The organism is Serratia sp. BNK-17, assembly GCF_048684935.1.
GTDB classification, from domain to species: Bacteria; Pseudomonadota; Gammaproteobacteria; order Enterobacterales; family Enterobacteriaceae; genus Serratia; species Serratia nematodiphila.
This window is the reverse complement of record NZ_JBLQTR010000001.1, coordinates 1,493,464-1,513,590: the sequence shown is the minus strand read 5'-3', so window position 1 is coordinate 1,513,590 and position 20,127 is coordinate 1,493,464. Positions and strand designations below refer to the sequence as shown.

At 59.4% G+C, this 20,127-nt stretch carries 16 protein-coding genes, 1 tRNA gene and 1 other RNA gene; 14 read left to right on the top strand and 4 right to left on the bottom strand.

The window, feature by feature from the left end; all coding sequences use genetic code 11:
* Positions 1-23: 23 nt before the first annotated feature.
* Positions 24-773: an NAD-dependent epimerase/dehydratase family protein gene (locus ACMGF7_RS07265; RefSeq protein WP_015376227.1), complete on the bottom strand. Its 750-nt coding sequence runs from the start codon at positions 771-773 to the stop codon at positions 24-26.
* A gap of 660 nt (positions 774-1,433) precedes the next feature.
* Between ACMGF7_RS07265 and bglF the strand changes: the two genes are divergently transcribed.
* The 3 genes from bglF (at position 1,434) to ACMGF7_RS07250 (ending at position 6,239) form a co-directional block, all read left to right on the top strand.
* Positions 1,434-3,299, top strand: coding sequence for a PTS beta-glucoside transporter subunit IIABC (gene bglF, locus ACMGF7_RS07260; protein ID WP_103086105.1), 1,866 nt, complete (start codon positions 1,434-1,436; stop codon positions 3,297-3,299).
* 14 nt (positions 3,300-3,313) lie between these two features.
* The gene (locus tag ACMGF7_RS07255) at positions 3,314-4,717 is read left to right on the top strand and encodes a glycoside hydrolase family 1 protein (protein WP_004934102.1); all 1,404 of its coding nucleotides are present in this window, start codon (positions 3,314-3,316) and stop codon (positions 4,715-4,717) included.
* 151 nt (positions 4,718-4,868) lie between these two features.
* Complete coding sequence (locus ACMGF7_RS07250) at positions 4,869-6,239, top strand: carbohydrate porin (protein ID WP_369803993.1); 1,371 nt, start codon at positions 4,869-4,871, stop codon at positions 6,237-6,239.
* On the opposite strand, the gene ACMGF7_RS07245 is transcribed toward ACMGF7_RS07250, so the two are convergent.
* A complete protein-coding gene (locus ACMGF7_RS07245; protein WP_015376230.1) occupies positions 6,240-6,839 on the bottom strand; it encodes an HD domain-containing protein in 600 nt (199 codons plus the stop codon).
* A 97-nt stretch (positions 6,840-6,936) separates the two neighbouring features.
* Here ACMGF7_RS07245 and ACMGF7_RS07240 point away from each other — a divergent pair, with 97 nt between their 5' ends.
* The 8 genes from ACMGF7_RS07240 (at position 6,937) to ACMGF7_RS07205 (ending at position 13,951) form a co-directional block, all read left to right on the top strand.
* On the top strand, positions 6,937-7,401 hold the full coding sequence (locus ACMGF7_RS07240; RefSeq protein ID WP_004934111.1) for a MarR family winged helix-turn-helix transcriptional regulator: 465 nt from the start codon (positions 6,937-6,939) through the stop codon (positions 7,399-7,401).
* Between the two features lie 160 nt (positions 7,402-7,561).
* Positions 7,562-7,987: an organic hydroperoxide resistance protein gene (locus ACMGF7_RS07235; RefSeq protein WP_004934114.1), complete on the top strand. Its 426-nt coding sequence runs from the start codon at positions 7,562-7,564 to the stop codon at positions 7,985-7,987.
* A 225-nt stretch (positions 7,988-8,212) separates the two neighbouring features.
* Complete coding sequence (gene eptB, locus ACMGF7_RS07230) at positions 8,213-9,907, top strand: kdo(2)-lipid A phosphoethanolamine 7''-transferase (protein WP_033631458.1); 1,695 nt, start codon at positions 8,213-8,215, stop codon at positions 9,905-9,907.
* A gap of 123 nt (positions 9,908-10,030) precedes the next feature.
* A complete protein-coding gene (uhpA, locus tag ACMGF7_RS07225; RefSeq protein ID WP_004934117.1) occupies positions 10,031-10,621 on the top strand; it encodes a transcriptional regulator UhpA in 591 nt (196 codons plus the stop codon).
* Positions 10,618-12,162 carry a signal transduction histidine-protein kinase/phosphatase UhpB gene (gene uhpB / locus ACMGF7_RS07220; RefSeq protein ID WP_021504114.1) on the top strand — a complete coding sequence of 515 codons (1,545 nt, stop codon included), beginning with the start codon at positions 10,618-10,620 and terminating at the stop codon, positions 12,160-12,162. Before uhpA ends, uhpB begins: the two co-directional genes overlap by 4 nt.
* Before the next feature lie 96 nt (positions 12,163-12,258).
* The gene (locus ACMGF7_RS07215) at positions 12,259-13,590 is read left to right on the top strand and encodes an MFS transporter (RefSeq protein ID WP_004934121.1); all 1,332 of its coding nucleotides are present in this window, start codon (positions 12,259-12,261) and stop codon (positions 13,588-13,590) included.
* A gap of 120 nt (positions 13,591-13,710) precedes the next feature.
* Positions 13,711-13,787, top strand: a tRNA-Pro gene (locus ACMGF7_RS07210).
* Between the two features lie 35 nt (positions 13,788-13,822).
* Positions 13,823-13,951, top strand: a non-coding RNA gene (locus ACMGF7_RS07205) — RtT sRNA.
* Positions 13,952-13,999: 48 nt separating this feature from the next.
* Here ACMGF7_RS07205 and ACMGF7_RS07200 read toward each other — a convergent pair.
* Positions 14,000-14,347 (bottom strand): hypothetical protein, encoded by a 348-nt coding sequence (locus tag ACMGF7_RS07200; RefSeq protein ID WP_015376233.1) that lies wholly within the window; start codon positions 14,345-14,347, stop codon positions 14,000-14,002.
* On the bottom strand, positions 14,347-14,634 hold the full coding sequence (locus ACMGF7_RS07195; protein WP_420286406.1) for a toxin-antitoxin system TumE family protein: 288 nt from the start codon (positions 14,632-14,634) through the stop codon (positions 14,347-14,349). Before ACMGF7_RS07195 ends, ACMGF7_RS07200 begins: the two co-directional genes overlap by 1 nt.
* Before the next feature lie 397 nt (positions 14,635-15,031).
* Here ACMGF7_RS07195 and ACMGF7_RS07190 point away from each other — a divergent pair, with 397 nt between their 5' ends.
* The 3 genes from ACMGF7_RS07190 (at position 15,032) to dppB (ending at position 20,122) form a co-directional block, all read left to right on the top strand.
* The gene (locus ACMGF7_RS07190; protein WP_197800700.1) at positions 15,032-16,723 is read left to right on the top strand and encodes a glycosyl hydrolase family 18 protein; all 1,692 of its coding nucleotides are present in this window, start codon (positions 15,032-15,034) and stop codon (positions 16,721-16,723) included.
* Between the two features lie 601 nt (positions 16,724-17,324).
* Positions 17,325-18,932 carry a dipeptide ABC transporter periplasmic-binding protein DppA gene (dppA, locus tag ACMGF7_RS07185; RefSeq protein WP_004934126.1) on the top strand — a complete coding sequence of 536 codons (1,608 nt, stop codon included), beginning with the start codon at positions 17,325-17,327 and terminating at the stop codon, positions 18,930-18,932.
* A gap of 170 nt (positions 18,933-19,102) precedes the next feature.
* Positions 19,103-20,122 (top strand): dipeptide ABC transporter permease DppB, encoded by a 1,020-nt coding sequence (dppB, locus tag ACMGF7_RS07180; RefSeq protein ID WP_004934128.1) that lies wholly within the window; start codon positions 19,103-19,105, stop codon positions 20,120-20,122.
* The last annotated feature ends 5 nt before the right edge of the window (positions 20,123-20,127 follow it).

Genomic DNA, 20,127 nt, shown 5'->3' with positions numbered 1-20,127 from the left:
TGCGGCGGGGTTCCCCGCCGCGCTCACTCAAAGCCGAGCAGGCTGAACGCATCGTCCTGCGGGGCGTAGCCGAGCAGGCGACGGGTCTCTTCCAGCGATAAACGCGTGTAGCGGTTATTGGAAACCCCGTGCACCACCGCATATTGCACCCCGTCGACACGAATGCAGCGCTCCAGCAGATCGGCGGCGTCGCGATGGCTGAGAAACGCGCTCATGTCGCGGGCGCTGAGCCGATCGCCCGGGCTGAGGGTGGTGAAGTTGGCGATGCGCACCGACAGGGCGGAAAGCCCTTCCTGATGGGCGAAGTAGGCGGCGATGCCTTCGCCGAACGCCTTGCTGGCGCCGTACAGGTTTTTCGGTTTCGGCGCGTCATCCGGGCGGATTTGGTAATCGAGCGGATAGCCTTCCACCGCCTGTGCGCTGCTGGCGAACACCACCCGGCGGCAGCCGGCGTCTTTCGCCGCGCGGAAAATATTGAAGGTGCCGAGAATGTTGTTGTCCATCAACGAACCGCAAAAGTCGGCATCGGGGGAGGGATCGGCGGCCAGATGCAACACGGTGTCGATATTGGCGCAGGCCGCGCGGCAGGCGTCGAGATCGGCGATGTTGAAGCTGATGACTTCGTCGCCGGGCTGCAGATCGTGCAGCAGGCTGACATCCCTTTCCGCCAGCCGCAGCGCGTAGCGATCGCCCATCGCCTGGCGAAACGCCGTGGCTACCCGGCCGCCGGCGCCGGTGATCAGAATCCGTCCCAACTCAGTCCGCAACGTCATGGTCGCTGTCATCCTTACAATCGATTACGCGTTGACCAGTAATAATCGCCCGCGTGACTTTTGTCCAGTCGTTTTAATTAGTCATTCTGATGTTTCTTTCACCATTATCAATTGCGCATGGTGATTTTTGCACAGGTGAATATCGTGGAATGTTAACGATGCGCAATCAAGTTTGGCGATCTATTTGCCTTATGGATTGCCGATTTCGACCAAAAAAGCGGGGATTGACAGTGGATGGACGAGCGCTTTGCTTTCGCCTGACTGTGAATTATTAGGTTAGTTAATCTTATGTTTTTGCCTGAAGCGGGCGATATTCCGCCCCCTCTCTATTCCGCCTGCGCGATATATCACTGCTGTGCTGAAGCCGATAGAGGGCGACAGGCCTTATTTGATACCTCAGGTCGGTTTTGCCCGCCCGATCACAGTTCGGCAATTTGCCGACGCAAAGGCTTGCCCCGGCAAAATCCGCGGTGTTAACGTCATAACTCAACCGATTTAGGGTTGTTACTGCTACGGCAGGCAAAACCTAAACCTCGCGTTTCTGTTCCCCGATGGGGCAGAGGCCGCGAGGTTTAGGTTTTTTTTTGCGCCGAATTTTGCCTCAGCGCCAGGCCAGCGTGGGGCGGGGAGCGGCAGAACGCGAAGTCTAAGGATAACTGTATGAAATATGACACATTAGCCAGTGAGATTTTGGCCGGCGTCGGTGGCCGCGACAATGTGAAAAGCCTGGTGCATTGCGCTACCCGCCTGCGTTTCAAGCTGCGCGACGACAATCGCGCCAACGCGGCAGCGCTGAAGAAAAACCCCGGCGTCATCATGGTGGTGGAGAGCGGCGGCCAGTTCCAGGTGGTGGTGGGCAACCATGTGGCGGAGGTGTTCGACGCGGTTAACCGCGTTGGCGGATTGGCCGAAGGCGCGCCGAGCGACGACGCGGGCGGCAAAAAAGACAACTTGCTCAGCCGCTTTATCGATCTGGTGTCCGGCATTTTTACCCCGCTGCTTGGGGTGATGGCCGCTTCGGGGATCCTGAAAGGCTTCCTGGCGCTGAGCCTGGCCTGTGGCTGGCTGCTGGAGAGCGGCGGCACCTTCAAAATGCTGTTCGCCGCCAGCGACGCGCTGTTCTACTTCTTCCCGATCATGCTCGGCTACACCGCCGGGAAAAAATTCGGCGGCAACCCCTTCGTCACCATGGCGATCGGCGGCGCGTTGACGCATCCGCTGATGATGGCGGCCTTCGAAGCGGCGCAGCAGCCGGGCGCGGTGCGCGAGTATTTCTTCGGCATTCCGCTGACCTTCATCAACTACAGCTCGTCGGTGATCCCGATCATCTTTGCGGCCTGGGTGTCCTGCCGCCTGGAGCCGCTGTTTAACCGGGTGATCCACAGTGCGCTGCGCAATTTCATCACGCCGCTGCTGTGCCTGGCGATCACCGTGCCGTTGACCTTCCTGCTGATCGGCCCGGCGGCAACCTGGCTCAGCCACCTGCTGGCCAACGGCTATCAGAGCATTTACGCCTTTAACCCGATCATCGCCGGCGCCTTTATGGGGGCGATGTGGCAGGTGTGCGTGATCTTCGGCCTGCATTGGGGATTGGTGCCGTTGATGATCAACAACCTGAGCGTGCTGGGGCGCGACACCATGGTGCCGCTGCTGTTGCCGGCGGTGATGGGGCAGGTCGGCGCCACGCTGGGCGTGATGCTGCGCACTCGCGACGCCAAACTGCGGGCGCTGTCCGCTTCAGCCATCGGCGCCGGCATTTTCGGCATCACCGAGCCGGCGGTGTATGGCGTCACGCTGCCGAACAAACGCCCATTCATCTTCGGCTGCATCGGCGGCGCGCTGGGCGGCGCGGTGATCGGCTACTTCCATACTTCGGTTTACTCGTTCGGCCTGGTGAGCGTGTTCACCTTCGCGCAGATCATCCCCGGCGGCGGCATCGACGCCACGGTATGGGGCGCGATCGGCGGCACCCTGCTGTCGTTCGTGTTCGCCGCGCTGGCCAGCTATCTGTTCGGCGTCGCGCCGGCGGAAGAGGCCGCCGCACAGCCTGAAGCCGCCGCGCCGCTCAACCGCAAACAGGCGATCCTCAGCCCGATCGCCGGCGACATCGTGCCGCTGGATCAGGTGAACGACGCGACTTTCGCCAGTGGCCTGCTGGGGAAAGGCGTGGCGATCGCGCCGCAGCAGGGGCGCGTGGTGGCACCGGTGAGCGGCAGCGTGGCGTCGCTGTTCAAAACGAAACACGCCATCGGCATCGAATCGGACGACGGCGCGGAGATTCTTATTCACGTCGGCATCGATACCGTGAAGCTGGACGGGGCGCATTTCACCGCCCACGTGCGGGAAGGCGAGCGGGTCGCCCCGGGCGATCTGCTGATCGAGTTCGACCAGGCGGCGATCCATGCCGCCGGCTATGACACCACCACGCCGATCATCATCAGCAACAGCGATGATTACGTGGACGTGTTGACCAGCGGCCTGTCTCCGGTGCAGGAACAGGCGCCGCTGCTGACTTTATTACGCTAATTGAGGAGCAAGCGATGAACGGCAAGTTTCCGCAACATTTTCTGTGGGGCGGCGCGGTAGCGGCGAACCAGGTTGAAGGCGCGTATCAGGCCGACGGCAAGGGGCTGTCGACTTCCGATCTGCAGCCGCAGGGCATCTTCGGCGCCATCACGCCGCGCGCGGCGGGCGACAGCGGCATCAAGGACGTGGCGATCGATTTCTATCATCGCTATCCGGAAGACATCGCGCTGTTCGCCGAGATGGGCTTCAAATGCCTGCGCACCTCGATCGCCTGGACGCGCATTTTCCCGCAGGGCGACGAAGAGACGCCGAACGAAGCCGGGCTGGCGTTTTACGATCGGCTGTTCGACGAGATGGCGAAGTACGGCATTCAGCCGCTGATCACGCTGTCGCACTATGAAATGCCTTACGGCCTGGTGAAGCGCTACGGCGGCTGGGGCGATCGGCGCACCATCGACTTCTTCGAGCGCTACGCGCGCACGGTGTTCGAACGTTACAAGCACAAGGTCAAACACTGGCTGACCTTCAACGAGATCAACATGTCGCTGCACGCGCCTTTCACCGGCGTCGGTCTGCCGCCGGAGAGCGACAAGAGCGCCATCTATCAGGCGATCCACCATCAGCTGGTGGCCAGCGCCAAAGCGGTGAAGGCCTGTCACGAGATCGTGCCGGAGGGCAAAATCGGCAACATGCTGTTGGGCGGCATTCTGTATCCGCTGAGCTGCAAGCCGGAAGATCTGCTGGAAACCCAGCGGCAAAACCGCGACTGGCTGTTCTTCGGCGACGTGCAGGCGCGCGGCTATTACCCGGCCTATATGCAGCGCTTCTTCCGTGAAAACGGCATTCAGGTGGCGATCACCGAGGAAGATCGGCGAACGCTGCGTGAAACCATCGATTTCATCTCGTTCAGCTACTACATGAGCGGCTGCGTTACCGCCGACCCGGAGCAGTACGAAACGGCGCGCGGCAACATTCTCGATATGGTGCCGAACCCGCACCTGGCCAGTTCGGAGTGGGGGTGGCAAATCGACCCGATCGGGCTGCGCTACCTGCTCAACGTGCTGTACGACCGCTATCAGAAACCGCTGTTCATCGTCGAAAATGGGCTGGGCGCCAAAGACCGCGTCGAGGCCGACGGCAGCATCAACGACGATTACCGCATCAACTACCTCAATGATCATCTGGTGCAGGTGGCGGAAGCGATCGACGACGGCGTCGAGGTGATGGGCTACACCAGCTGGGGACCGATCGATCTGGTCAGCGCTTCGAAGGCCGAAATGTCGAAGCGCTACGGCTTCATTCACGTCGACAGGGACGATGCCGGCAACGGCAGCCTCGAGCGCCGCCGCAAGAAGAGTTTCTACTGGTACCGCGATGTGATCCACAGCAACGGCGCCAGCCTGAAAGACCGACGCTAACTCTTCAGCCCGGCGGCAAGCGCCGGGCGTTAACCTAACGTTATTCGCTGCTGTTCATGATGGGAAATTCTCTCCCAGGGAATGCTGTTGCCCGCAGTCAGCCGTTATGCGGAGAAATATAATAATGATGAAAAGCTTATTACCTCGTTCCATGACCCTGGCGGCGCTGGCGCTGCTCTGTAGCCAGGCGCAGGCGGAAACGCTGCAAACCGGCAAGGACGTCGAAGCCCCCACCGCCAAATGGGAAGGGGTGGCGCTCGGCTTTGAGCCGCCGCAGCCCGGGCTGTTGGGGGATATGCTGGGGATCAGGCCGATCCTGGAGGATCACGGCTTCCACTATAATCTCGGCTACCTCAGCCAGCTGTCGTATAACGCCGGTGGCGGTTACAACCACGATAAACAGGCGTCGTATATCGACCAGTTTTCGCTGACCTTCAGCCAGGATTTGCAGGCGCTGACCGGCATTCCGGACGCGGCGATCGAAGGCAATATCGTCAACCGCAACCATGACAACAACCTGACCCGCGATCGCCTGCAGGATCCGCGCGTCGGCCTGACCGATCTGTCGCAGGAGAGCTTTGGCGGGCAGTCGATTACCCGGCTGGGTTGGTTGACCTTTAGCCGCTCCTTCCTCGATCGCCGGCTGCAGTGGCGCATCGGCATGATGAACAAGGTGCAGGATTTCGATCAGATCATCCCCTGCGATTTTCAGACGCTGACGCTGTGCGGCGGCAAGTCCGCCAACTCGTTGACCTGGTACAACTGGAACGTGCATTACTGGGGCACGACGCTGCAATACAAACTGACCGACGGCCTGACGCTCAAGGGCGGCGTGATGGAACAGAACCCGAGCGCCCCCAGCCGCAGCCACGCCTGGAGCTGGTCCACCAAGGGCAGCAAAGGCTTTCTGCTGCCGATGGAGCTGGAGCTGAAAACCCACGCCGTCAACCAGCTGCCGGGGGTGTATAACCTGGGCGTGCTGTTCACCAACGCGCGCCAGAGCGATCTTTATGAAGGGGTGTCCGGCGGGCCGGGCGCCAGCGATCCGCAGGGCTATCGCAGCCACGATCGCACCTGGTTCCTGTATACCGGTTTCAACCAGCAGGTGACGCGCCATGCGGACGACGTCAACCGCGGTCTGAGCGTGTTCTACAGCCTGGGGCTGGGAGATCAGCGCAGCAACTACCTGCACTGGTCCACCTCGACCGGCATCCGCTATCGCGGGCTGTTCGATGCGCGGCCGGACGACTGGCTGGGGCTCGGCGTCTCGGTGGTGAAGCTGAGCGACCGCTACAAAGACAATCAGCGTTATCTCAACCAGATGAGCGGCATCAGCGATTATCACGATCCGAACTATCGGCCGGTGCCGGGCCATTCGGTGACGGCGGAGCTCTATTATCGCGTTAACGTCACGCCGTGGCTGCAGCTGCAGCCGGGCCTGCAATACTGGCATCACCCCGCGGGCGTCAGCGAGACGCAGGACGCCTGGGTGACGGCGTTGAAAACGGTGGTGACCTTCTGATCAGGCCGCGTCGCTCTCGCGGTAGCGCCGGCGGGCGTGCTCAAACCAGCTGGCCGGCACGTTGTGCGGCGGCTGCTGCAATCTGAGCAGCCCCTGTTCGACGATATGGCTGGCCTGGCGCCACAGCGTCGGGTCGCCTTCGGTCAGCACTTCCAGCAGGCGCTGTTTCTCGATCAGATAGGTTTGGGCGAAGTGGCTGTCGTAGTCCAGCAGCGAGCGGGTGTTGTCGATCAGATCCGCCAGCTTGATGGTTTTGGCCTGCGGCGACGCGCCGGCGCTGTGGCGCCGATCGCGGTTTTTACGCTCGAAGCGGTTGCCGTCCTCGGCGCGGCTGACGTTGGTCAACATTCGCACCAGTTCCGCCACTTTTGGCCCAAAGTGGCTTTCGATATCGCCGAGGGTGGTGGGCGTATCTTCCACCGTGTCATGCAGCCAGGCGGCCGCCAGCATCTCTTCGGTGTGCGGCACGCTGCGCACCAGCTCCATCACCGCCTGTGGGTGGACGATGTACGGATCGTCGGTGTATTTGCGGCGCTGATCGATGGCCGCATGCGCCTTGGTGGCGTAGCGACGCGCGCGTTCTGCAAGCGTATTCGTCATTTCCTTTCCCTCCGAGCATCCTCTGCATGAAAAAAAGGTAGCATACCTCACAAGAAATAGCTTGCGATTACATCGTGCACTATCTATATTCACAAACATGAAAAGCACCGATACCGCACAACCCAACGCGAAGAACCTGCTGCAGCTCGATCAGCAGCTCTGTTTCGCGCTGTACTCCGCCAACCTGGCGCTGCACAAAGTCTACCGCAAGCTGTTGAATCAGCTCGAACTCACCTACCCGCAATACCTGGTGATGATGGTGCTGTGGGAGCGCGATCGGGTGACGGTATCGGATATCGGCGAGCGGCTGTTCCTCGATTCCGCCACGCTGACGCCGCTGCTGAAGCGGCTGGAAACCGCCGGTTTGCTGGTGCGCTATCGCGCCACCACCGACGAGCGGCAGGTGATCATTGCCCTCACCGAAGCCGGCCGCGCGCTGCGTGAGCGGGCTCAATCGGTGCCCGAGGCGGTGATGTGCGCCACCGACTGCAGCCTGGACGAGATCGTCTCGCTCAAACAGCAGTTGGAAAAGCTGCGCGGCAGCCTGATCGATCAGATTTGATCCTCCAGCGCCGGACGCAAGAACGGCAGGGGTGGTCTACACTGGTTAATAAGCGTCAAAAATAAGTAGTGCGCGATTTAATCGCAAAAGATAAATATGTGACCGGCTTTACCTCGTGGAAGCCGTAGTCATCTCGCCAACCAGCAAGAAGGAATGAACGATGTCTATTGAGAAAGTGGTTTACCGCGCTCACGCCACCGCAACCGGCGGCCGCGACGGCCGTGCGACCTCCTCCGACGGCGTGTTGGACGTGAAACTGGGCGTGCCGAAAGAGATGGGCGGCGCCGGCGGCGAAGTCACCAACCCCGAACAGCTGTTCGCCGCCGGTTACTCGGCCTGCTTCCTCGGCGCGTTGAAGTTTGTCGCGGCGAAAGAAAAGGTCAAAATTCCGGCCGAAGCCAAGATCGACGGCACCGTCGGCATCGGTGAAATCCCGAATGGCTTCGGCATCGAAGTGCAGCTGGATATCTCGCTGCCGGGCATCGAGCGCAGCGTGGCGGAAGATCTGGTGAAAAAGGCGCATGTGGTGTGCCCATACTCCAACGCCACCCGTGGAAATATCGATGTAACTCTGAACGTTAAGTAAAATTTTTGCCGATATCTGGAAAAAATGGAGGGTTTATCCCTCCATTTTCTTGCGTGCCCTGTCTGAAAACCGCTCAAAAAAACGGTAAATTTTGTCCGTTTTGTGAGAATTCTCTTGATTATTACCCGCAAAATAACGCTTATTGCCGGTTGGCTGAACCAGAAGCCGCAATCAGTGTCTGACTGAGTCAGAACCGCTACACCGTCCCCGGAGCCACCGCGTTACATGAACAAAGTTAAATCGCTATCACAGCAGAATTTATCGTTATTGTTAGCGATCTATATCGGCATCTTTCTAAACCTGTCCGTTTTTTATCGCCGTTTTGATTCGCTGGCGCACGGCATTCAGGGAATTAAGCTTATTTCGGCGGTGACGGAAGTCATCGCTATCGTCCTGTTTACGTTCTTCATTATGCGGCTGGTATCGCTCGGCGGCCGGCTGTTTTATCGCATCGTCGCCTCGCTGCTGGTGTTGATTTCGGTTGCCGCCAGCTACTACATGACGTTTTTCAACGTGGTGATCGGCTACGGCATCGTGGTGTCGGTGATGACCACCGATATCGATCTGTCGAAAGAGGTGGTTGGCCTGCACTTCGTGCTGTGGATGGTGGCGCTCAGCGCCTTGCCGCTGCTGCTGATCTGGAAAAACAACCTGCGCTATACCCTGATAGAACAGCTGAAAACCCCTGGTCATCGCATCAAGCCGCTGCTGGTATTGCTGGCGGTGGTGGCGCTGGTCTGGCTGCCGCTGCGCATGCTGGACGACGAGCAGAGCGTGCAAGAGAAGCTTTCCAACGTCGATTTGCCAAGCTACGGCGGCGTGGTGGCGCACTCGTATCTGCCGTCCAACTGGCTGTCGGCGTTGGGGCTGTTTGCTTACACCCGCTATGACGAAAGCCAGGATCAGAGCACGATGTTCGATCCGGGCAAACACTTCACCTACGTACCGCCGGCGGACATCGACGACACCTACGTGGTGTTCATCATCGGCGAGACCACGCGCTGGGATCACATGGGCATGCTGGGCTACGAGCGCGATACCACGCCGCGGCTGTCTAAAGAGAAGAATCTGGTGGCGTTCCGCGGCGAGTCGTGCGATACCGCCACCAAGCTGTCGCTGCGCTGCATGTTCGTGCGTGAAGGCGGCACCGAAGACAATCCGCAGCGCACGCTGAAAGAGCAGAACGTGTTCGCGGTGCTGAAGGATCTGGGCTTCTCTTCCGAGCTGTTCGCCATGCAGAGCGAGGTGTGGTTCTACAACAACACCGAGGTGAACAACTATTCGTTCCGCGAGATGATCGCGTCCGAGAAGCGCAACGACGGCAAGGCGGTCGACGATATGCTGCTGGTGGACGAAATGAAGGAGTCGCTGGCGCGCTATCCGAAGGGCAAACACCTGGTGATCCTGCATACCAAAGGCTCGCACTACCTGTACTCGCAGCGTTATCCGCGCAGCTATGCGCGTTATCAGCCGGAGTGCATGGGGGTGGACGATTCCTGCACCAAGGCGCAGCTGATCAATGCGTTCGACAATACGGTGCTGTATACCGACAGCTTTATCGCCAATGTGATAGACCAGGTGCGCGACAAGAAAGCGATCGTGTTCTATGCCGCCGATCACGGCGAATCGATCGGCGAGAATACGCACCTGCATGGCACGCCGCGCGAAATGGCGCCGCCGGAGCAGTTCCGCGTGCCGATGATCGTGTGGGCGTCGGACAAGTTCCTCGAAAACCCGCAGCACCTCAGCGCTTTTGAGCAGCTGCAGGCGCAGCAGCGCATCGGCAAAACGCATCGCCACGTCGAGCTGTTTGACACCATCCTTGGCTGCCTCGGCTACACCTCTCCTGATGGCGGCATCGTGGATAAAAACAACTGGTGCCATCTGCCGCAGGATAAAACGGCGCCTGCCCGCCTGTGATCCCTCCCGCCGGGTGCCTGCCTTGCGCACCCGGTAATTTCACCCAATACATTCTCTTCATCAATTATTCCGGTGTGCGCATACGGTATACTTGCGCACTTCCCCTGCTAACCGGAGATTTCCATGACCCTGCGCGTGGCGTTTATCGACGATCATGACATTGTGCGTTCGGGCTTTGTGCAACTGCTGTCGCTGGAGGCCGATATTCAGGTGGTGGGCGAGTTCAGCAGCGCGGCACAGGCGCGCGCCGGCCTGCCGGGGCTGGAGGCGGAAATCTGCATTTGCGACATTTCGATGCCGGACGGCAGCGGGCTGGATCTGCTGGCGGACATTCCCTCCGGCATCCGCGTGGTGATGCTGTCGATGCACGATAACCCGGCGCTGGTGGAAATGGCGCTGGAACGCGGCGCCAGCGGCTTTCTCTCCAAGCGCTGCAAGCCGGAAGATCTGATCACCGCGGTGCGCACCGTCGCCGGCGGCGGCGTCTACCTGATGCCGGAAATCGCGCAGCAGCTGGCGCGGGTGAGGGTCGATCCGTTGACCCGCCGCGAGCGCGAGATCGCGCTATTGCTGGCGCAGGGCCAGGAGGTGCGTGAGATCGCCGCCGCCTTGGGGCTGTCGCCGAAAACGGTGCATGTGCACCGCGCCAACCTGTTCGCCAAGCTGGGCATCAACAACAACGTCGAACTGGCCAGACGGATGCTGAACCTGTGACGCAGCGCCTGATCACCCAGCTGGCGCTGTTTTTCATCTACGCCGCCAGCGCGTTTTGCCTGTGGGGCATCGGCACCGCGCTGATCGCCCCCCCCTGGCAGGCGCTGCTGCTGTTTCCGTTCGGCCTGCGCATGGGCATTTTGCTGCAGAGCCCGTACCGTTTCTGGCCGGGGATCCTGCTGGCTGACCTGCTGCTGATGGCGTTGCTGGCGGATCAGTTCGGCTACGGCCCGGCGCTGTGGGCGTCGGTGGCGGTGCTGGTGTTGACGGTGCTGCTCAGCCTGCTGGCCTCGCCGTGGCTGTTGCGCCATCAGCAGAGCGACAGCGAATGGCGCTGGCCGCTGTTGCAGGGTGCGGTGGTCGCCATCGCCGCCTTGCTGCAGGCGTTGGTATGGCAGCTGGTGAGCGGCGAAGGCGCCCGCGCGCTGCTGCTCGGCCTGACCGGTGGTTTCACCATCGCGCCAACCTGCCTGCTGTTGTGGCACTATCTGGCGCGCCAAATCTGGGTGCCGCTGGAGCCGGGGCTGATCCACAAGCCGGTGGAGCTGCGTCTGGGCCACCTGGCCAGCTATCTGTTGCTGTTTGCGTTCAGCATCTGGCTGCAGCAGCAGGTTAACGCCGCCGAGCTGCGCCGTTTCGCGCCGTTCTGCCTGGCGATCCCCATCGTGTTCATGTCTTATCGCTATGGCTGGCAGGGCGCGCTGTTGGCGACGCTGCTCAACGGCGTGGCGCTGATGGTCAACGAGCCGCCGCAGCCGGAGTCGCACCGCGATCTGTTGCTGTCGCTGCTGGCCCAAAGCCTGACCGGGCTGCTGCTGGGCGCCGGCATTCAGCGCCAGCGCGAACTGAATCAGCAACTGCGGCTGCGGCTGGCGGAGAATCGGCAGCTGGCGCGGGCGCTGGTGACGGCGGAGGAGCAAACCCGGCGCGAGGTGGCGCGCGAGCTGCACGATGAAGTGGGGCAGACCATCACCGTGATCCGCACTCAGGCCAGCATCGTCAAGCGTCTGGCGCCGGAACCGGCGGTGATCGGCTGCGCCGACACCATCGATGCGCTGGCGCTGCGGGTCTACGACGGGGTGCACGATGTGCTGACCCAGCTGTGGCCGGCGGCGCTGAACAACCTGCCGCTGTCGGCGGCGGTGGCGGCGATGCTGCGGGAGTCGCTGCCGCAGGACGCGTCGCTGGTGAGCAGCATGCAATGGCAGGTGCCCGACGAGCTGCTGGATGAAACGCTGAAAATCACGCTGTATCGGGTGTGTCAGGAAGGGGTGACCAATGTGTGCCGCCACGCCGGCGCCAGTCGCCTGGAGCTGGATGCGCGGCTGCAGCCGCGCAAAGGCGCCGCGCCGCAGATCGCCCTGACCATCCGCGACAACGGCGTGGGCTTCGATGCGGAAAACCATCAGCCGGGGTACGGCCTGCGCGGCATGCAAGAGCGCATCAGCGCCCTCGGCGGCAGCCTGCGGTTCACCGCTGAGCGGGGCGCCTGTTTGAGTGTGATCTTGCCCACAGTTTCACCGGCGCAAACGCAAAACTAGGAAAAACTCCTAACCGCCTCGAGAATCCGGCGTAAGCCCCCTGCGCGCGCGAGGAGCATCATAGCGGCACTTTAATTCAATCCTCTGAGGTTCCACATGTGGTCTTTCCTTAAAAGCCGCCCGGATGCGCCGCAGGTCACCGATCAACGGCAGATCGACGCCAGCTACAAATACTGGCGCATTCAGCTGATGTGCACCATGTACATCGGTTATGCCGCGTTTTACTTCACGCGCAAAAGCTTCAACTTCATCATGCCGGCGATGCTGAGCGATCTGGGTCTGACGATGTCCGACGTCGGCATCCTCGGCACGCTGTTCTACATCACCTACGGCTGTTCGAAATTCATTTCCGGCATGATCAGCGATCGCTCCAACCCGCGTTACTTTATGGGGCTGGGCCTGATCATGACCGGGGTGCTGAATATCTTCTTCGGCCTCAGCTCGTCGCTGCTGATGCTGGGCACGCTGTGGATCCTCAACGCCTTCTTCCAGGGCTGGGGTTGGCCGCCGTGCTCCAAAATCCTCACCAGCTGGTATTCGCGCTCCGAGCGCGGCAGCTGGTGGGCGATTTGGAACACTTCGCACAACGTCGGCGGCGCGCTGATCCCGCTGCTGGTCGGCTTTATCTCGCTGCACTTCAGCTGGCGTTACGGCATGATCATTCCCGGCATCATCGGCGTGGTGCTCGGCCTGCTGATGTGCTGGCGCCTGCGCGACAAGCCATCCACCCTGGGGCTGCCGAGCGTCGGCAAATGGCGCAACGACGCCATGGAGCTGGTGCAGGAATCGGAAGGCCAGGGGCTGAGCAACCGCGAGATCATCAAGCGCTACGTGCTGACCAACAAGTACATCTGGCTGCTGGCGGTCTCTTACGTGCTGGTGTATATCGTGCGCACCGCGATCAACGACTGGGGCAACCTCTACCTGACGCAGGAAAAGGGCTATTCGCTGATGACCGCCAACTCGGCCATCTCGCTGTTTGAAGTGGGCGGCTTTATCGGTTCGCTGGTGGCCGGTTGGGGTTCCGACAAGCTGTTCCGCGGCAACCGTGGCCCGATGAACCTGATCTTCGCTATCGGTATCTTCCTGTCGGTAGCCGCGCTGTGGCTGATGCCGGGCGTGACTTACCTGCTGCAGGCCTGCTGTTTCTTCGCCATCGGCTTCTTTATCTTCGGTCCGCAGATGCTGATCGGCATGGCGGCGGCGGAGTGCTCGCACAAGGATGCGGCGGGCGCCGCGACCGGTTTCGTCGGCCTGTTCGCCTACCTGGGCGCGGCGCTGTCCGGCTACCCGATCGCGCGGGTGATGGAGATCTGGCACTGGAACGGCTTCTTCGTGGTGATTTCCATCGCCGCCTGCCTGTCGGCGCTGTTCCTGCTGCCATTCCTGCGCGCGCAGACGCCGGCGCTGAAACCGGCCAACGCCTGAGTAAAATACGCTGCGCAGCCCCCGGCGCAGCGTATTATGGCGCTTTTATCACCACTTGAAATGCAGGGGAAAAAAAGTGATTGACGCCTATAACCGCCAGCAGTAAGATGCGCCCCGCATCGGCGAGTAGCGCAGCTTGGTAGCGCAACTGGTTTGGGACCAGTGGGTCGGAGGTTCGAATCCTCTCTCGCCGACCACCATTCGAAAAACCTGCTTTTAAAGCAGGTTTTTTTTCGTCTGCAGTTTATGAGGATGAGTACCTCCGCAGGAGGTTCGAGCCTCGCGAAGCGAGACAACGTTGCTTTAGCAACGGCCCGCAGGGCGCGCATCAACGATGCGCGTAATCCTCTCTCGCCGACGACCATTCGAAAAACCTGCTTTTTAAAGCAGGTTTTTTTTCGTCTGTCGTTTAGGCGGCTTTGCCTACTACGAAGTCAAAATGGATTTCGTCATAGGGGAAAATCACGCCTTGTTGACCTTTATCGACGATGCCGCAGCCTAACAGCGCCTGCAGATCGGTATGCACCGCTTTCACATCGCGTTTCACTCGGCGCGCGACTTCCCGAATGGAAAGTTCGCCGGCGCCGGTCATGGTATGCAAGATATGCATTTTCTTGGGTGATAAGGCTTTCCACAGACTCTCCCAATCCAGGAATGTGATGTAATGCCCTTGAGCGCTTTGCTGGCCTGTTGCGGCTTCCTTCAGTGCGAGTTTCATTTCTTCGACGGAAGCGACTCGAATGGTGACTGTATTCATCATGATTCCTCTGTGAGCAGCATAACCTCGCGCCAGAAACTGTCGAGCAAGGCATCAATGGTCGTGAAATTAAGCGGCTCTTCTTTTCCATCGATATGTTTGTGATCGCCTTTACCTGCTTCATTGTCATAGCGCAGTCGACAAATGCCGTCTTTTACATAAGCAAATCGGTATTTATAACTGTGGTCGCTGGCCTTGACGGGCGGCACCACCCGCCAAATGACGAGCTGCGCAAATGCGGCAGGCGTCAAGGGTATCCTGTCTTGGTAGATTAGCTGCGAAGGCATGCTCTTTCCTTAAGTGTTGTTCACAGTACCAACACAGTCAGGGTGTTGTCAATAATGACAACACCCTGACTGCAGAGTGTGGTGCAATCCTGATAAATATTTATCTTTCCTTAATAAAAAATTCACTATCCATATTTGTCGTGCTTTCTTTTATTTATATTAAAATAAATTCACGCTTGCTGAATAAAACCCAGTTGATAGCGCTCTTGTTTTCACGCCTTTTTTATTTATAGTCTGAATGTACGCGGTGGGAATGATTATTTCGCCACGTGGAAAGACGCTGTTGCTATTTATTGATTTTAATCTTCGAGGATTATTGCGGAATTTTTTCGCTTCGGCAATGCATCGCGACGATTAACTCTTTTATGTTTATCCTCTCGGAATAAAGGAATCAGTTATGCGCAAATTTAATAAACCGCTGTTGGCGCTGTTGATCGGCAGCACGCTGTGTTCCGCGGCGCAGGCCGCCGCGCCGGGCAAGCCGACCATCGCCTGGGGCAACACCAAGTTCGCCATCGTTGAAGTTGACCAGGCGGCTACCGCTTATAATAGTTTGGTGAAGGTAAAAAATGCCGCCGATGTTTCGGTCTCCTGGAATTTATGGAATGGCGACACCGGTACGACGGCAAAAGTTTTATTAAATGGCAAAGAGGCGTGGAGCGGCCCGTCAACCGGTTCTTCCGGTACGGCGAATTTTAAAGTCAATAAAGGCGGCCGTTATCAAATGCAGGTGGCATTGTGCAATGCCGACGGCTGCAGCGCCAGCGATGCCACCGAAATTGTGGTGGCCGACACCGACGGCAGCCATTTGGCGCCGTTGAAAGAGCCGCTGCTGGAAAAGAATAAACCGTATAAACAGAACTCCGGCAAAGTGGTCGGTTCTTATTTCGTCGAGTGGGGCGTTTACGGGCGCAATTTCACCGTCGACAAGATCCCGGCGCAGAACCTGACCCACCTGCTGTACGGCTTTATCCCGATCTGCGGCGGCAACGGCATCAACGACAGCCTGAAAGAGATCGAAGGCAGCTTCCAGGCGCTGCAGCGCTCCTGCCAGGGCCGCGAGGACTTCAAAGTCTCGATCCACGATCCGTTCGCCGCGCTGCAAAAAGCGCAGAAGGGCGTTACCGCCTGGGATGACCCCTACAAGGGCAACTTCGGCCAGCTGATGGCGCTGAAACAGGCGCATCCTGACCTGAAAATTCTGCCGTCGATCGGCGGCTGGACGCTGTCCGACCCGTTCTTCTTCATGGGCGATAAGGTGAAGCGCGATCGCTTCGTCGGTTCGGTGAAAGAGTTCCTGCAGACCTGGAAGTTCTTCGATGGCGTGGATATCGACTGGGAGTTCCCGGGCGGCAAAGGCGCCAACCCGAACCTGGGCAGCCCGCAGGACGGGGAAACCTATGTGCTGCTGATGAAGGAGCTGCGGGCGATGCTGGATCAGCTGTCGGCGGAAACCGGCCGCAAATATGAACTGACCTCCGCCATCAGCGCCGGCAAGGACAAGATCGATAAGGTGGCTTACAACGTTGCGCAGAACTCGATGGATCACATCTTCCTGATGAGCTACGACTTCTATGGCGCCTTCGATCTGAAGAACCTGGGGCATCAGACCGCGCTGAATGCGCCGGCCTGGAAGCCGGACACCGCTTACACCACGGTGAACGGCGTCAATGCGCTGCTGGCGCAGGGCGTCAAGCCGGGCAAGATCGTGGTCGGCACCGCCATGTATGGCCGCGGCTGGACCGGGGTGAACGGCTACCAGAACAACATTCCGTTCACCGGTACCGCCACTGGGCCGGTTAAAGGCACCTGGGAGAACGGCATCGTGGACTACCGCCAAATCGCCGGCCAGTTCATGAGCGGCGAGTGGCAGTACACCTACGACGCCACGGCAGAAGCGCCATACGTGTTCAAGCCTTCCACCGGCGATCTGATCACCTTCGACGATGCCCGCTCGGTGCAGGCCAAAGGCAAGTACGTGCTGGATAAGCAGATGGGCGGCCTGTTCTCCTGGGAGATCGACGCGGACAACGGCGATATTCTCAACAGCATGAACGCCAGCCTGGGCAACAGCGCCGGCGTTCAATAATCGGTTGCAGTGCGTTGCCGGGGGATATCCTTTCGCCCCCGGCTTTTTCGCCGCCGAAAGTTTTTTTACGCCGCACAGATTGTGGCTCTGCCCCGAGCAAAACGCGCTCATCGGACTCACCCTTTTGGGTAATCCTTCAGCATTTCCTCCTGTCTTTAACGGCGATCACAAAAATAACCGTTCAGATATTCATCATTCAGCAACAAAGTTTTGGCGTTTTTTAACGGAGTTAAAAACCAGTAAGTTTGTGAGGGTCAGACCAATGCGCTAAAAATGGCCGCTTAGCATAAATTTTCATGCTGGAACTGTTAACAAAAGGTTTTTTTTATGTTTGTTTGCTGTTTCTCACAGTCTGCGTAAATCCCCACTGGTTATATTGACGACACCCCAAACAGTTGGCAACTTGATAGCCTCAGGGGTAAGAGCGAGAGTTGTTTGAGTGAATTCCACGCGCTCAGACGTCCCCGCCGCGATGCGTTCCATCCGGCATTCTCTTCTCGTACGCCTTCTGCCTTCGGGCGCCGATCGCACAGGCCACGCAATAAAAAATACAGGTCTGGCGGCAATTACACACATCACATCACACAATGGAGCACTAACGATGACACGTTCCTTGGGTAAATCGGGGATTCTGAAATTCGGTATTGGGCTGATCGCGCTGACCGTGGCGGCCAGCGTACAGGCCAAGACGTTGGTTTACTGTTCTGAAGGTTCCCCGGAAGGGTTCAACCCGCAGCTGTTTACCTCCGGCACCACCTATGACGCCAGCTCGGTACCAATCTACAACCGGCTGGTCGAATTCAAGACCGGCACCACCGAGCTGCAGCCGGGCCTGGCTGAGAAGTGGGACGTCAGCGAAGACGGCAAAACCTACACCTTCCACCTGCGCAAAGGCGTGAAGTGGCAGAGCAGCAAGGACTTCAAACCGACGCGCGATTTCAACGCCGACGACGTGGTGTTCTCCTTTGAACGCCAGTTGGATGCGAACAACGCCTATCACAAAGTGTCCGGCGGCAGTTACGAATACTTTGAAGGCATGGACATGCCGAAGCTGATCGCCAAGATCGAAAAAGTGGACGACAACACCGTGCGCTTCGTGCTGAACCGCCCGGAGGCGCCGTTCCTGGCTGACCTGGGCATGGACTTCGCGTCCATTCTGTCCGCCGAATACGCTGACGTGATGATGAAAGCCGGCACGCCGGAGAAAGTCGATCTGAACCCGATCGGCACCGGCCCATTCCAGCTGCTGCAATACCAGAAAGACTCCAAGATCCTGTACAAGGCGTTCGACGGTTTCTGGGGCACCAAGCCGAAGATCGATCGCCTGGTGTTTTCCATCACGCCTGACGCCTCCGTGCGCTACGCCAAACTGCAGAAAAACGAATGCCAGGTGATGCCGTATCCGAACCCGGCCGATATCGCCCGCATGAAGCAGGACAAGTCCATCAACCTGATGGAACAGCCGGGCCTGAACGTGGGCTATCTGTCGTTCAACGTCGAGAAAAAGCCGCTGGATAACCTGAAGGTGCGTCAGGCGTTGACCATGGCGGTCAACAAGCAGGCGATCATCGACGCGGTCTATCAGGGCGCGGGCCAGGCGGCCAAGAACCTGATCCCGCCGACCATGTGGGGCTATAACGACGCGGTGCAGGATTACGCTTACGATCCGGCCAAGGCGAAAGAGCTGCTGAAAGAAGCGGGCATGGCCGACGGTTTCAGCATCGATCTGTGGGCGATGCCGGTACAGCGTCCTTACAACCCGAACGCGCGCCGCATGGCGGAAATGATCCAGGCCGACTGGGCCAAGATCGGCGTGAAAGCCAAAATCGTGACCTATGAGTGGGGTGAATACCTCAAGCGCGCCAAAGCGGGCGAGCACCAGACGGTGATGATGGGCTGGACCGGCGACAACGGGGATCCGGACAACTTCTTCGCCACGCTGTTCAGCTGCGCGGCGGCGAAAGACGGCTCCAACTACTCCCGCTGGTGCTACAAGCCGTTTGAAGATCTGATTCAACCGGCGCGCGCCGAATCCAACCACGACAAGCGTATCGAACTGTACAAACAGGCGCAGGTGGTGATGCACGATCAGGCTCCGGCGCTGATTGTCGCACACTCCACCGTGTATGAGCCTGTGCGTAAGGAAGTGAAAGGCTACGTCGTGGATCCGCTCGGTAAGCATCACTTCGAGAATGTCTCTGTAGACTGATTTCGACCGCTGTACCGGAGACGCACGAATGGACTTGCAGGGGCGCAACAGGTTTGCGCCTCTGCTGACCAGTCTCCGGCGTATGGCCGTCGAATCGTTCAAAGGCATGTGAGCGTTAATAAGCCTGGCGGACGATGAGCTGCCGGGCATTGATACAGAGAGTTCGGGATATGTTGCAGTTCATACTCCGACGTTTGGGGTTAGTTATCCCAACGTTTATCGGCATTACGTTGCTGACTTTTGCATTCGTCCATATGATCCCCGGCGACCCGGTGACCATCATGGCCGGGGAACGCGGTATCTCCGCCGAGCGCCACGCGCAGCTGATGGCGGAAATGGGGCTGGACAAGCCGCTCTATCAACAATATTTCTCCTACGTGTCCAACGTGCTGCACGGCGATCTGGGCACCTCACTCAAAAGCCGCATCTCCGTCTGGAGCGAGTTCGTTCCGCGCTTCCAGGCCACGCTGGAGCTGGGTTTCTGCGCGATGCTGTTCGCGGTGCTGGTGGGCATCCCGGTCGGGGTGCTGGCGGCGGTCAAACGCGGTTCGGTCTTCGATCACACCGCGGTGGGCATCTCGCTGACCGGCTATTCGATGCCGATTTTCTGGTGGGGCATGATGCTGATCATGCTGGTGTCGGTGCAGCTTAACCTGACGCCGGTGTCGGGGCGCATCAGCGACACGGTATTCCTCGACGACAGCCAGCCGCTGACCGGCTTCATGCTGATAGACACCCTGATCTGGGGCGAGCCTGGCGACTTCGTCGACGCGGTGATGCACATGATCCTGCCGGCCATCGTACTGGGCACCATCCCGCTGGCGGTGATCGTGCGCATGACCCGTTCCTCGATGCTGGAAGTGTTGGGCGAAGACTATATCCGCACCGCGCGCGCCAAGGGCGTGAGCCGCATGCGAGTGATCGTCGTCCACGCGCTGCGCAACGCGCTGCTGCCGGTGGTGACGGTGATCGGGCTGCAGGTTGGCACCATGCTGGCCGGCGCTATTCTGACGGAAACCATCTTCTCCTGGCCGGGGCTGGGCCGCTGGCTGATCGACGCGCTGCAGCGCCGCGATTACCCGGTGGTGCAGGGCGGGGTATTGCTGGTCGCCTGTATGATCATTCTGGTTAACCTGCTGGTAGACGTGCTCTACGGCGTGGTCAACCCGCGTATTCGCCACAAGAAATAAGGGGC

What these genes read in the sequence shown, in the direction of transcription:
- ACMGF7_RS07265 (WP_015376227.1), bottom strand. Translation starts at nt 773, where the DNA reads ATGACGTTGCGGACTGAGTTGGGACGGATTCTGATCACCGGCGCCGGC.
- bglF (WP_103086105.1), top strand. Translation starts at nt 1,434, where the DNA reads ATGAAATATGACACATTAGCCAGTGAGATTTTGGCCGGCGTCGGTGGC.
- ACMGF7_RS07255 (WP_004934102.1), top strand. Translation starts at nt 3,314, where the DNA reads ATGAACGGCAAGTTTCCGCAACATTTTCTGTGGGGCGGCGCGGTAGCG.
- ACMGF7_RS07250 (WP_369803993.1), top strand. Translation starts at nt 4,869, where the DNA reads ATGACCCTGGCGGCGCTGGCGCTGCTCTGTAGCCAGGCGCAGGCGGAA.
- ACMGF7_RS07245 (WP_015376230.1), bottom strand. Translation starts at nt 6,839, where the DNA reads ATGACGAATACGCTTGCAGAACGCGCGCGTCGCTACGCCACCAAGGCG.
- ACMGF7_RS07240 (WP_004934111.1), top strand. Translation starts at nt 6,937, where the DNA reads ATGAAAAGCACCGATACCGCACAACCCAACGCGAAGAACCTGCTGCAG.
- ACMGF7_RS07235 (WP_004934114.1), top strand. Translation starts at nt 7,562, where the DNA reads ATGTCTATTGAGAAAGTGGTTTACCGCGCTCACGCCACCGCAACCGGC.
- eptB (WP_033631458.1), top strand. Translation starts at nt 8,213, where the DNA reads ATGAACAAAGTTAAATCGCTATCACAGCAGAATTTATCGTTATTGTTA.
- uhpA (WP_004934117.1), top strand. Translation starts at nt 10,031, where the DNA reads ATGACCCTGCGCGTGGCGTTTATCGACGATCATGACATTGTGCGTTCG.
- ACMGF7_RS07215 (WP_004934121.1), top strand. Translation starts at nt 12,259, where the DNA reads ATGTGGTCTTTCCTTAAAAGCCGCCCGGATGCGCCGCAGGTCACCGAT.
- ACMGF7_RS07200 (WP_015376233.1), bottom strand. Translation starts at nt 14,347, where the DNA reads ATGAATACAGTCACCATTCGAGTCGCTTCCGTCGAAGAAATGAAACTC.
- ACMGF7_RS07195 (WP_420286406.1), bottom strand. Translation starts at nt 14,634, where the DNA reads ATGCCTTCGCAGCTAATCTACCAAGACAGGATACCCTTGACGCCTGCC.
- ACMGF7_RS07190 (WP_197800700.1), top strand. Translation starts at nt 15,032, where the DNA reads ATGCGCAAATTTAATAAACCGCTGTTGGCGCTGTTGATCGGCAGCACG.
- dppA (WP_004934126.1), top strand. Translation starts at nt 17,325, where the DNA reads ATGACACGTTCCTTGGGTAAATCGGGGATTCTGAAATTCGGTATTGGG.
- dppB (WP_004934128.1), top strand. Translation starts at nt 19,103, where the DNA reads ATGTTGCAGTTCATACTCCGACGTTTGGGGTTAGTTATCCCAACGTTT.